The sequence below is a fragment of the Pseudomonas frederiksbergensis genome (assembly GCF_003732665.1).
Classification (GTDB): domain Bacteria; phylum Pseudomonadota; class Gammaproteobacteria; order Pseudomonadales; family Pseudomonadaceae; genus Aquipseudomonas; species Aquipseudomonas frederiksbergensis_G.
In genome coordinates this window covers 108,755-121,478 of record NZ_MOBP01000012.1, presented here as the reverse complement: position 1 = coordinate 121,478, position 12,724 = coordinate 108,755, and the positions used below count along the sequence as shown (strand labels likewise).

General features: G+C 61.4%; 10 protein-coding genes. 5 read left to right on the top strand and 5 right to left on the bottom strand.

Translation table 11 applies throughout. The features are described from left to right. Positions 1-18 precede the first annotated feature (18 nt). The 3 genes from pnuC (at position 19) to BK665_RS18235 (ending at position 3,712) form a co-directional block, all read left to right on the top strand. Positions 19-645 carry a nicotinamide riboside transporter PnuC gene (gene pnuC, locus BK665_RS18245; RefSeq protein WP_123407869.1) on the top strand — a complete coding sequence of 209 codons (627 nt, stop codon included), beginning with the start codon at positions 19-21 and terminating at the stop codon, positions 643-645. Between the two features lie 70 nt (positions 646-715). Further along, the gene (locus tag BK665_RS18240; RefSeq protein ID WP_123407867.1) at positions 716-1,450 is read left to right on the top strand and encodes a UTRA domain-containing protein; all 735 of its coding nucleotides are present in this window, start codon (positions 716-718) and stop codon (positions 1,448-1,450) included. A 135-nt stretch (positions 1,451-1,585) separates the two neighbouring features. Continuing rightward, entirely contained in the window at positions 1,586-3,712 is a 2,127-nt protein-coding gene (locus BK665_RS18235; RefSeq protein ID WP_123407865.1) for a TonB-dependent receptor family protein, read from the top strand. 15 nt (positions 3,713-3,727) lie between these two features. Here BK665_RS18235 and BK665_RS18230 read toward each other — a convergent pair whose 3' ends face one another. The 4 genes from BK665_RS18230 to BK665_RS18215 form a co-directional block, all read right to left on the bottom strand. Beyond that, a complete protein-coding gene (locus tag BK665_RS18230; protein WP_123407863.1) occupies positions 3,728-5,146 on the bottom strand; it encodes an efflux transporter outer membrane subunit in 1,419 nt (472 codons plus the stop codon). Next, a complete protein-coding gene (locus tag BK665_RS18225) occupies positions 5,146-8,337 on the bottom strand; it encodes an efflux RND transporter permease subunit (protein ID WP_123407861.1) in 3,192 nt (1,063 codons plus the stop codon). Before BK665_RS18225 ends, BK665_RS18230 begins: the two co-directional genes overlap by 1 nt. 11 nt (positions 8,338-8,348) lie before the next feature. Further along, positions 8,349-9,593 (bottom strand): multidrug efflux RND transporter periplasmic adaptor subunit MexE, encoded by a 1,245-nt coding sequence (mexE, locus tag BK665_RS18220; protein ID WP_123407859.1) that lies wholly within the window; start codon positions 9,591-9,593, stop codon positions 8,349-8,351. Between the two features lie 143 nt (positions 9,594-9,736). Beyond that, positions 9,737-10,015, bottom strand: a complete 279-nt coding sequence (locus tag BK665_RS18215; RefSeq protein ID WP_123407857.1) for a LysR family transcriptional regulator — start codon at positions 10,013-10,015, stop codon at positions 9,737-9,739. 172 nt (positions 10,016-10,187) lie between these two features. Between BK665_RS18215 and BK665_RS18210 the strand changes: the two genes are divergently transcribed. Next, positions 10,188-10,778 carry a TetR family transcriptional regulator gene (locus BK665_RS18210; protein WP_123407855.1) on the top strand — a complete coding sequence of 197 codons (591 nt, stop codon included), beginning with the start codon at positions 10,188-10,190 and terminating at the stop codon, positions 10,776-10,778. 106 nt (positions 10,779-10,884) lie between these two features. Here BK665_RS18210 and BK665_RS18205 read toward each other — a convergent pair whose 3' ends face one another. After that, entirely contained in the window at positions 10,885-12,075 is a 1,191-nt protein-coding gene (locus tag BK665_RS18205) for an MFS transporter (RefSeq protein ID WP_123407853.1), read from the bottom strand. A 112-nt stretch (positions 12,076-12,187) separates the two neighbouring features. Here BK665_RS18205 and BK665_RS18200 point away from each other — a divergent pair, with 112 nt between their 5' ends. Next, complete coding sequence (locus BK665_RS18200; RefSeq protein ID WP_123407851.1) at positions 12,188-12,613, top strand: winged helix-turn-helix transcriptional regulator; 426 nt, start codon at positions 12,188-12,190, stop codon at positions 12,611-12,613. Positions 12,614-12,724: the final 111 nt, after the last annotated feature.

Sequence of the window (12,724 nt, the reverse complement as noted above, 5' to 3'; positions counted from 1 at the left end):
TCAGTTGAGGAACACGTTATGTCCGATCTTGAAATCATTGCCGTGCTGATCAACATCCTCGGCGTCTGGCTGACCGCCCGGCGCATCCGCTGGTGCTGGCCGGTCAGTGTGCTGGCGGTGTTGCTGTATGCCTGGATCTTTTTCCAGGCCAAGCTCTACTCCGACACGCTGTTGCAGGGGATTTTCGCCCTGCTGCAAGGCTACGGCTGGTGGCGCTGGAGCCAGGGCGGCTTGAGCGAGGGCAAGGTCCGGGTGGCCCGGTTGCCCTTGCGCGAAGGATTGCTCGGGTTGCTCGCCGGCCTGCTCGGCGCCGGGCTGCTGGGCGGTTTGATGTACCGCTTCACCGACGCCGCCGTGCCGTGGTTCGACGCCACGTTGACAGCCTTCAGCCTGGTGGCGAGTGTCTGGGCGGCACGCAAATACGTGGTCAGTTGGTGGTTGTGGATCGTCCTCGATTGCCTGTACGTGGGCCTGTTCCTGTTCAAGGACCTGCGCCTGACGGCCGCGCTGTATGCCGGTTTTGTGCTGTTGGCGGTGTATGGTCTGCGGGCCTGGCAACAGGATCTGGCGCGCCAGGAGCAACAACCGGACGCCGATGCCAGCGCATTTGCCAGTGGCTCGACGGCGGGCGAGCCGATTCGTTAGTGTTAGCAGCTTATCGATGGCGTCCACGGCGCCATCGCTCTCATCGATCCGCCAACGGGCGCCCTACAGCATGCCTTTCGACCCTCTTTCACCGCACTACCAGCGGATCCGCGAGCAGATTGCCAACGACATTGCCGCTGGCACGCCCCAGGCCTATGAGAAATTTCCCTCCGAACGGGACATGATCGAACGCTTCGGCTGCACCCGGGTTACGTTGCGCCAGGCGCTGCAACAACTGGAAGCCGAAGGCCTGGTGTATCGGGAAAACCGTCGCGGCTGGTTCGTCAGCCCCCGACGCATCCGCTACAACCCCACGCGCATCAGCGGTTTCATGGAGTACGTGAGTGCCCAGGGCCGCACCCCGCGCACGGAATGTTTGCAGGCCGAGCTGCGCCCTGCCGGTGTTTGGCTGGCCAAACGCATGGGCCTGGCATCGGAAGACGAACCGGTGTTTTTCCTCCAGCGCCGGCGCTGGATCGATCGCCGTCCGGTGCTGCTGGAGTTCAACGCGCTGCTGGCGAGCTGGTGTCCGGGGTTGCTCGACGCTGACTTGAACACCTCCTTGACCCGGGTGTTGCGCGAGCGCTTTTCCCGGGTGCAATCGCGCTGTGAATTGGAGATGCACATCGGTACGGTCAACGAGCAACAAGCGGAACTGCTGCAACTGTCCCCGGGCTCGACCAGCGTTTATCTGGAGCGCCTGAACTTCGGCGAAGAAGACCAGGCCGTGGAGTTCGACCAGGAATTCTGGCGCCCGGACGCGTTGTCGATCGTGATGGAAACCCGTTACCCCGGGACGACGTGAATGAACATTCAAACTTGCTGACGTAGGCCGGCGCGGCTGCCCGGTCAAAAAAACAAAAATTGCCATGTGTTTCCTTCGTACTTCCTAACGTCGCAGTTCTTCACTGCCCGTTCCTGCACGTCTGGAGTTTTCTCAATGCCCTCGCCAAAATCCCTGCCTGCCGCGTTGCTGGGCCTGGCCCTTGTTTGTCCAGCCATGGCCGAAGCCGAAGGCTTGGAGCTGGGGCAAGTGCTGATCGGGGCCGAGGAATTGAGCGGCGAGGATGCGTCGATGGAGGACGCCAAGACCCGGTTGGCCCAGGTTCCCGGCGGCACCAATGTGGTTGACCTGCGCCGTCCGTTGCAGGGTCGCGTGGCCAGCAATCAGGATGTGCTGGCGTATCAGCCAGGGGTCTACGCGCAGTCGGCGGGGAATGAAGGGGTGAAGATTTCGGTTCGCGGCTCGGGCATCAACCGCGCACCCGGCGCCCATGCCTCGGGGTTGTACACGATGCTCGACGGCCTGCCGCTGAGCGGCCCCGGTGGCACGCCTTATGAATTGCTGGAACCGCTGTGGCTCGATCACGTAGAAGTGCTGCGCGGCGCCAATGGTTTCGACCGGGGAGCCTTGGCCTTGGGCGGGGCCATCGATTACGTCAGCCACACCGGCTACAACGCGCCGAAGTTGCAGGTACGCTACGCCATGGGCAGTTATGGTTATCAGCAGCGCCAGGTCAGCTCCGGGCAGGTACTGGGCGACTTCGATTATTACGTGTCGATGACCGACTCGAACGCCGACGGCTATCAGGATCACACCGCCAGCGAAAGCCAGGGCGTCATCGCCAACTTCGGTTACCGCTTCAACCCGAACCTGGAAACCCGTTTCTACTTCCGCTATCGCGAGACGGACAACAACCTCGCCGGCCGCGTGACGAAGCGCTCCATCGAGCATGATCCACGGGCCGCCAACCCGGCCTATGTGTCGCGGGACGACAGCCGCAAGCAGCCCGGCAGTACCTTCTTCGGCAACAAGACCACCTACTACATCGACGACGATTCAAGCATTCAGACCGGCCTCGTTTACCACGACTATCCGATGGATTTGCGCGAGGGGCCGAACCGCTTGAAGGTGGCGTACACCGATGTCAGCGGCACGTTCGACTACAAGCGCCGCGATACGCTGTGGGGCCTGGAAAGCCGCAGCACCGTGGGTTTGCGCGTGACCAAGCACTTGCCCAATGACGGCGCCAGCGAACTGGTGCGCATCCCCACCGGCAACACCGCCGGCTACGCGCCGGGCACGCATATGCGCAACTTCACCTATCAGGGGTCGGACACGGTCCTGCATGTGGGCAATGACCTGGAGATCGCCGACGACCTGTGGCTGACCACCGGCCTCGCCGCGATCTACACCCGTCGCGAAAGCGCCGTGACCTACCCCCAAGACGGCGGCAAGACCAGCATGAACGACTGGGACTATGCCCCGCGTGTGGGCCTGCGCTACCAAGTGACGCCGGACCTGCAAGTGTTCGGCAACCTCAGCCGCTCGGTCGAAGCGCCGCACCCGTGGTCGCTGATCTACAGCTCCAATATCCGCTTCCCGGCGGGCAGCGGCGCCGCCACCGGCGCCCAGCGCGATCCGATCAAACTGCAAAACCAGACCGCGACCACCCTGGAATTCGGCGGCCGTGGCGACAGCACATTGGGACAATGGAGCCTGGCCTGGTACTACGCCCAGGTGCGCCACGAATTGCTCTCGGTGTTGCCGGACGCCAACGCCACCACGCCCTACGAACTCAACGCCAGCCCCACCGTGCACCAGGGCGTGGAAGCCAGCCTGCAAAGCAACCTGTGGACGCGGGACGATGGCGGCCAGTTGAGCCTGCGCCAGAGCTACACCTTCAGCGACTTCCACTACCGCGACGACGACCGCTTCGGCGACAACCGCCTGCCGGGCCTGCCGATGCACTATTACCAGGGCGAGCTGCGCTACGACTGGCCCCAGGGTTTCTTCGCCGCGTTCAACACGCAGTTAGTCTCCAAAGTGGCGGTGGATTACGCCAACAGCTACGACGCCGATCCTTACGCCCTGTTCGGCGCGACCCTGGGCTACAACGAGCCCAAGGGCGACTGGCAGACCTGGCTGGACCTGCGCAACCTGACCAGCAAGCACTACGCCGCCACCGTCACCCCAGGCTACGACGACAAGGGACTGGACGCCGCCCGCTCAACCCCGGGTGAAGGCCTGGCGGCGTATGTCGGGGTGTCGTGGAGCCTGCGCTAAGGCTGGCGCGAGAGATCAATTGATCCCCGCGACCTTGCCGCCGCTGCTGTCCCAACCACCGCCCAAGGCTTTATAGATCGCGACGATGCCCCGGTACTGATCGGTTTCACCCAAGGCCTGGGCATCTTCGGCATTGAGCCGCTCGCGCTGGGCGTCCAGCAGCACCAGATAATCCACCGTGCCTTCCTTGTACTGAATGGCCGCGAGGTCGGCGGCGGCGCGGCTCGATTCACTCTGCTTGATCAACGACAACAGGCGTTGTTGGCGCTTGTTGTAGTCGCTGAACGCGTTTTCGGACTCTTCCAGCGCCAGCAGCACCTGCTGCTCATAGGTGGCCAGGGCGCCTTCGGCTTTGGCGTCGGCACCCCGGATACGTGCGCGCACGCTGCCGAGGTCAAACGCCGCCCAGGTAATGCTCGGGCCCAGACTCCAGGCCCGGGCAGCGCTGGAGCCAATCTGCGAACCACGGCCGGCGGTAAAACCGAGGAAACCGCTCAAACTCACTCTCGGGAACAGGTCGGCGGTGGCCACACCGATATCCGCAGTAGCGGACGCCAGCCTGCGCTCGGCGGCCAGCACATCGGGACGCCGGCGCAGCAGTTCGGCGGGATCACCGATTGGCAGCGCTTTGGCGATAGCCGGCAACTCGGCGGGACTCAGCGACACGCTCATGGTATTCGGGCGCTCGCCCAGCAGCGTAGCGATGCGGTTTTTCTGCCGCACCTGCTCCGCTTGCAGTTGCGGCACCGTGGCCTCGACCGCCGCCAGCCGTGCGTCGGCCCGCACCACGTCGAGTTCATTGCCGACGCCGGCATCCCGCAGGCTGACCGTCACGGCGCGGGAATCCTGCTGATTCTTCAGGTTGGCCAGGGCGATTTTTTCCCGCAGTTGCGCGCCACGAAGTTGGCCATAGGCGTCCACCAGTTCGGCAATCATGGTCACGCGAAGCTGATACAAGTCCGCCGCAGCGGCGTCTTCCTGGGCATCGCTGGATTCCAGTTGCCGCTGAATCCGCCCAAACAAGTCGACTTCCCAGGCCATGTCCAGGCCCAGGTCGTAGCGTTCCTGATGCACGCGGCTCTCGGTCTGGCCGGGCACTTGCCCTTTGCCCTGCTGGCTGCTGACGCGGCTGGTGACCACCGGCAGATTGTCGTTGCTGACGTCATCGCGAATCGCCCGGGCCGCTTTCCAGCGAGCAAACGCGACGCGCAGATCACGGTTGCCTTCCAGGGATTTGCTCACCAATTGGTTGAGCGTCGGGTCATCGAACTGCTGCCACCACACCGTTTCAAACCGCGATTGATCGTAGTGCCCGCCCTGGACCGATACGACCGTGGCCGGCGCGGTGTCAGGGGTTTTGTAGTCGGGGCCAACCGTACAAGCGGCCAGTGCGGCGACCAGAAGGCTGGGTAAAAACAGCTTGAAAGCGTTCATCAGTGGGCCTCCGAATTCAACGAATGGGTTGGGTTAATGCGAGCCGCTTTGCGCGCGTTTTTGCGCTCGATGGCGCGACGAATCAACACGAAAAACACGGGCGTCAGCAGCAACCCAAAGAACGTCACGCCGAGCATTCCGGAGAACACCGCCACCCCCATCGCCCGACGCATTTCCGAGCCGGCGCCGGTGGACGTCACCAACGGGATCACGCCCATGATGAAGGCGAAGGACGTCATCAGGATCGGCCGCAACCGCATGCGGCAGGCTTCCAGGACGGCATCCAGCGGCGACATGCCCTGCTCCTGTTTATCCTTGGCGAACTCGACAATCAGGATTGCGTTCTTGCACGCCAGGCCCACCAGCACGATCAGGCCAATCTGGGTAAAGATGTTGTTGTCACCCTTGGAAATGATCACCCCGGCAATCGCCGACAGCAGGGTCATCGGCACGATCAGGATCACCGCCAACGGCAGGCTCCAGCTCTCGTACAGCGCCGCGAGGACCAGGAACGCCAACAGCACGCAGAGCGGGAACACCAGCAGCGCGGTGTTGCCGGACAGAATCTGTTGATAGGTCAGGTCGGTCCATTCGTAGGTCATGCCATTGGGCAGCTCTTCCTTGAGCAGCTTTTCAATCGCTGCCTGGGCCTGGCCGGAGCTGTAGCCCGGTGCCGCGCTGCCGTTGATTTCCGCGGTGACGAAGCCGTTGTAGTGGGAGACGCGGTCAGGCCCCGACGTCGGGCTGATCTTGACGAACGTCGCCAGCGGGATCATCTCGCCTTTGTTGTTGCGTACTTTCAGTTGGCCGATCTGCTCCGGCTCCTGGCGGAACTGTTGCTCGGCCTGCACGTTGACCTGATAAGTCCGGCCGAAACGGTTGAAGTCGTTGGCATACAGCGAGCCCAGGTATACCTGCAACGTGTCGAAGATGTCGTTGATGGCCACGCCGTGGATCTTGGCTTTCTCCCGGTCAATGGCGGCGTCAACCTGGGGCACGTTGACCGTGTAACTGGTGAACAGATTCGCCAACTCCGGAACACTGCGGCTCTTGCCGATGATGTTCATGGTTTCTTTGTACAGTTCTTCGTAACCCAGGTTGCCCCGGTCTTCGATCTGCAGGCGGAAACCGCCGATGGTGCCCAGACCCTGGACGGGCGGCGGCGGGAACACCGCGATGTAGGCGTCCTGAATGCCGCCGAACTTGGCGTTCAACGAAGCGGAAATCGCCCCGGCGGACAGGCTCGGGTCTTTACGCTCATCGAACGGCCGCAAACCGATGAAGGCGATGCCGGCGTTCGGGCTGTTGGTGAAGCCGTTGATCGACAGGCCCGGGAACGCTACGGCACTGTCGAAACCTGGCTCGTTCATGGCGATGGTGCTCATGCGCCGGATCACGTTTTCGGTGCGATCCAGGCTGGCGGCGTCCGGCAATTGCGCGAAGGTCACCAGGTACTTTTTGTCCTGGGTCGGCACGAAACCGGTGGGCGTGGTGCTGAAGCCCATGTAGGTCATGGCGATAAGGCCGGCGTAGACCAGCAACGCCACGCTGCTGCCCCGAATGACCTTGGCCACGGCAATCACGTAGCCATGGCTGGCCTTGTCGAAGAAGCGGTTGAACGGCTTGAACAACCAGCCACCCAGCAAGCGATCCAGCACTTTGGAGAAGCGGTCTTTCGGTGCGCCGTGGGCCTTGAGCAACACGGCGGCCAAGGCTGGCGACAAGGTCAGGGAGTTGAACGCCGAGATCACCGTGGAAATGGCGATGGTCAGGGCGAACTGTTTATAGAACTGCCCGGTCAAGCCCGAGATAAACGCCGCAGGGACGAACACCGCACACAACACCAGTGCCGTGGCGATGATCGGGCCGGTCACCTCGCCCATGGCTTTTTTGGTCGCCTCGACCGGCTCCAGTCCCGACTCGATGTTGCGCTCGACGTTCTCCACCACCACGATCGCATCGTCGACCACAATCCCGATCGCCAGCACCAGCCCGAACAGCGACAGCGCATTCAGCGAGAACCCGAACAGGTGCATCACGGCAAACGTACCGATCAGCGACACCGGCACCGCCACCAACGGAATGATCGAAGCGCGCCAGGTTTGCAGGAACAGGATCACCACCAAAACAACGAGGATCAGCGCTTCGAACAGCGTATGCACCACCGCTTCGATGGAGCTGCGCACGAAGATCGTCGGGTCATAGACGATTTCGTAGTCCATGCCTTCCGGGAAGTTTTTCTTCAGCTCCGCCATCTTCGCCCGCACCTGGTTGGAGATGTCGATGGCGTTGGAGCCCGGGCGCTGGAAGATCGGCATCGCCACCGCTTCCTCGTTATTGAGCAACGCGCGCAAGGCGTACTGGTTGGAACCCAGCTCGATCCGGGCAATGTCTTTCAGGCGAGTGATTTCGCCGTTCGGGCCGGCGCGGACGATGACGTTTTCGAACTCTTCTTCGCTGACCAAACGCCCCTGGGAGTTGATCGACATCTGGAAGCTCGTGGCATTCGGTGCCGGCGGCGAACCCAGTTGCCCGGCCGCGACCTGACGGTTCTGCTCGCGTACGGCGTTGACCACATCGGTCGCCGTCAGATTGCGCGAAGCGGTTTTGTTCGGGTCGAGCCAAATACGCAGCGAGTAATCGCCGATACCGAACATCTTCACATCCCCGATACCGTCCAGGCGCGAGAGCTCATCCTTGACGTTGAGGATTGCGTAGTTCGACAGGTAGAGCATGTCGTAGCGCTTGTCCGGGGACACCAGATGCACCAGCAGTGTCAGCTCCGGAGACGCCTTGTCGACGGTGATGCCGATGCGCGTCACTTCCTCGGGCAGCTTGGGTTCGGTGCGGGTCACACGGTTCTGCACCTGGACCTGAGCGTTGTCCAGGTCGGTGCCGAGGGCGAACGTCACAGTCAGGGTGAGTCGGCCATCAGCCGTGGATTGCGAGGACATGTACAGCATGTTCTCGACGCCGGTGATGGCTTGCTCCAACGGCGCGGCGACGGTTTCACCGATGACTTTCGGGTTGGCGCCGGGGTAGTTGGCGTGAACGACGACGGTCGGCGGCACGACTTCCGGGTATTCGCTGATCGGTAACTGGAACAGCGAGATGGCGCCGGCAATCAGGATCAGCAGCGACAGCACCGCCGCGAAGATCGGTCGCGTGATAAAGAACTGGGAAAACTTCATGTCGAGGCTCCTTATCCGCGGGGTGCGGCGACAGATTCCGCTTTCACCAGGGCAGGTGATTTGGCGGAATCCGGCTGATTGGCGGCTTCGATGGCCTGACGTTTTTGCGCCAGGATCGACACGATTTCAGGACTGGCCATTGGCGCATCTTCAGGGCTGATCACCGCGCCGGGACGCACGCGCTGCAAGCCGTTGATGACGATGCGATCTTCTTTTTGCAGGCCGCTGCGCACGATGCGCAAGCCTTCAAGCTTCGGTCCGAGATCGACGCTGCGGTAAACGGCTTTGTTGTCCTGATCAACCACCAGCACGAATTTTTTGCCGAGGTCGGTGCCCACCGCTTCGTCTTTAATCAGCAGGCCGGGATAGGCGGCGCTGCCCACCAGTTTCAGGCGCGCATAGAGGCCGGGGGTGTACTGGCCGTCGGCGTTATCGAACACTGCACGACCACGGATGGTGCCGGTTTTCGGGTTGACCTGGTTGTCGACAAAGTTCATCTGCCCGAGGTGACTGTTGCCCTCCTCGTTCGACAGGCCCATGTACACCGGCGTCGCTTGACCGCGCTGGCCCTGGCGGGACAGTTGGCTGTACTTGAGGAACATGCGTTCGTCTGCGTCGAAATAGGCGTAGACCTTGTCGGTGGAAACCACGCTGGTCAGCGGTGTGGTGTCGGCGGTCACGATGTTGCCAGCGGTGATTTCCGCCCGGCTGACCCGGCCGCTGATCGGCGCGGTGACGCGGGTGAAACTGAGGTTCAGGCGCGCCAGGTCCAACTGTGCCTGGATGGCATCGACCCCGGCCCGGGCTTCCTGGGCGGTGGTGGTACGGGTGTCGGCCAGCTCGGCGGAGATCGCGTTGCTGCTCAACAAGCGCTGGCCGCGCTGCGCTTCGTTGCCGGTGCGGATAAGGGTGGCGCGAGCCTGTTGCAACTGCGCCTCGATGCGGTGCACTTCGTGTTCGAACGGACGTGGATCAATCTGGAACAGCAAATCGCCCTTCTTCACCAGCGCGCCGTCAGTAAAGGCTACGCGGTCTATCTGCCCGGTTACCCGTGGGCGAACCTCGACGGTTTCCGGTGCTTCCAGGCGCGCGGTGACTTCGTCCCATTCGGTAATGGGTTGCTCCAGCACCTTGGCCACGGTGACGTGCGGCGCACCCGGTGCCTGGGCGGCGCTGGGTGAGCGTTCACATGCGGTAAGCACCACCAGCGCCAGTGCAGCAAGGGGATAACGCAAAGGTTTGAGTGACTGTTCCATGGGGGTGTGTCCGCCAGACGGGTTAGGAATTTTCCGGATTCTCGGCGTCGCGCGAGGTCGCGACGAATTGAACGGAGTGAAGTTGGCTATCATCATTAATGATGGTCGTCATGTTTGAGGGCAAAAAAAGGGATTGAACCCGCTTAAACCCTGGTATTGGTGAGCACGGTGCAAACGGAATCCAGCGCCGGCCCCAATGCCTGCGCAGCATTCAACGCCCGCTCGGTGGGCACCATCCTGCGACCGATGCGCTCGAACAACGGGTCGTTGAACAGCTTGCGCAATCGCACCAGCGCCGCGCTGACCGCAGGCTGGCCCAGGGATAGTTGCTTGGCGGCGCGGGTGAGATTGCGCTCCTGGATGAGCGCCTCGAACACCACCAACAGGTTCAGATCGATACTGCGCAGATCATTGCGATTCATGAGTCCGGTCCACGTAGAGATTTTCGACTTGAGCCACAGGCTCGGGATCCGCCAGACTTGCGCCAATACTGGCAAAGCCGTTGCAGCAACTTTATATGACGATCATAATCAATACCAGCCTCTCAGCGAAGCTTTTCCCTAGCGTCGCCAAACTGGCTACAGGAGCAGTCTCATGAAAGTCACGAAAGACCAGGCCGCCGCGAACAAAGAGTCGATCCTCAAGGCTGCATCCCGGCTGTACCGGGAAAAAGGTATCGGCGGCATCGGCATCGGGGAACTGTCGCGTTCGGTGGGCCTGACCCATGGCGGCTTCTACGGACAGTTTCCGGGCGGCAAGGAGCAACTGGCCTCCGAGGCCGTCAGCCGGACATTCGAGTCCAATCTCATGGACTGGCGCAACGCCAAATCCATTCCCCAACTGATCAAGAGCTACCTGACACAAGCGCACGTGGACAACTGGACCGAGGGCTGCCCCATCCCCGCATTGGCCGCCGATGTGGCTCGCACGGGGGGGACCGTCAGCAGTTCCTTCACCCTGGGCGTCGAGGGTTTGATCGAAACGCTGATGAATCTGGTCGAGGGGGAAAGCCATGAGGCGAAATACCAGGAATCGATGCGCATCCTGTCATCCATCACCGGGGCAATACTGATTGCCAGAGCGCTGGACAAACCTGAACTGGCCGAACAGTTCCTGCAATCGGTTATCAATGCATGGCCTATCGTCCCCGAAGAAGAGCCGGCAGTCGAAGTCGAGCGTGCCTGAGCACACGAAAAGAGAAGCCACAAAAACGCGTAACAAAAGCGCCACTCAATGAGTGGCGGGCGATGTTCCGCAAGGAGCAGATATTGAAGTTCGCTTGTTTTTTAGCTCAACCCGCAGAAGGCGCAAGGGCTCCCTTGCGCTTGGCAAGATGAGCAACGGTGAGCCAGCCAGAAGCCAACGCCAGCAGCAATGCACACGTCGACAGAATCCCGCCGACCCAATTGGGCGCTGCATAACCGAAGCCTTGGGCGATCACCCAACCGCCCAGCCAGGCGCCGATAGCGTTGCCTAGATTGAACAACCCGATGTTAACGGACGCTGCGAGGTTGGGCGCCCCGGCGGCACGCGCCTTGTCCATCACCAGACGCTGAATCGGCGACACACTGGCAAAGCCGAATCCGGCCATCAGGAACACACACAAGGCTGACGCAACGCGGCTTTCCACGACGAAGAAAAACGCGAACAGCACCAGCGCCTGCCCCGCCAGGGTCACGTACAACAACGGCATCAAGGCGCGGTCGGCCAGTTTGCCGCCCAGCAAGTTGCCGATGAACAATCCCAGGCCAAACAGAAAGAGGACACCGGTTACACCGTGGTCGGTGTAGCCCGTCAACTCCGTCATCATGGGTGATATGTAGGTAATTGCTGTGAAGAACGCGGCGGGCCCGAGCACGGTAATGCCCATCGCCAGCAAAACGTGCACGTCGATGAAGGCTGAAAACTCGTGGCGCAGACTGGGAGCCTGGTGCGGCTTACCCTTCGGCACCAGCAATGCCAAGGCTAGCATCGCCACGACACCGATCACCGTGATCGCCAGAAAGGTTGCACGCCAGGACACCATCTGCCCCAGCCAGGTGCCGGCGGGCGTGCCGATCAGATTCGCCAGCGTCAAACCGCTGAACATGAAGGCAATGGCGCCGGTGCGACGGTTAGGTGCCACCAACTCTGAAGCGAGGATCGAGCCGATGCCGATGAAGGCGCCGTGTGTCAGCGAAGTGACGACTCGACCGGTCAAGGCCCAGGCAAAAGTCGGCGCGAGCGCGGTCAATAGATTGCCGACGATGAAGAATCCCATGAGCGACACCAGCATGGTTTTCTGAGGCAACCTCGCGCCCAGAATGATCAGCAGCGGCGCCCCTACAAACACCCCCAGTGCATAGCTGGTCGCCATATAGGCAGCAGCGGGTATGGAAAGGTCGAACTCGGCCGCAATCCCGGGTAGCAAACCGACAATGACGAACTCGGTGACACCAATGCCGAACGTAGCAATGGCCAGAGCCCAAATGGCAGCAGGCATGAAAAGTCCCTCTCAATTAAAGTGCGTGGTCGATAGGGGACTCTATAGGCATAGTACCTAATTGGAAATTAGGTACTATCAAGGGACATAGATACCAATTGGTAACCATAAAATGCCGAAAATCGATGATGTTCATTTAGTGTTTGACGCCAACTGCGCACCCCGCCGGGTCATGGGGCTCTTCGCCGTCAAGTGGGTCAGTATCGTGCTGCATGCGCTCGATCGCTGGCCGGGCGGACGTTGCCGTACCGGGCAATTACAGAGGGCGTTGCCCGGTATTTCCAAGAAAATGCTGGTGCAAACGTTGCGCGACGTGGAGGCCCGGGGCTTGGTCACGCGGCACGTTCACACCGTCGTGCCGCCCAAAGTGGAATACGAACTCACGCCCCTGGGTAAAACCTTCGCCGAAGCCGTGGAAATGCTCTATCGCTGGGGAGAGGAACATCAGGAAGCCTTGGACGAACTGGAAACCAATATGGCCAGCGCCCAGGCACTTATCGAATCCTCTGGCGACGAGCCAGTGTTGGAAGAAAACTGACCAGCGATGTCCTGAGTCTCTTGGCTGAGCGCAGAAGACCTTCGTAAACCTCCCTGCCCACGACCTTTCGGATGGCGTAAGCCGGGCTGTTGCACAGTGAGCATGCAACTT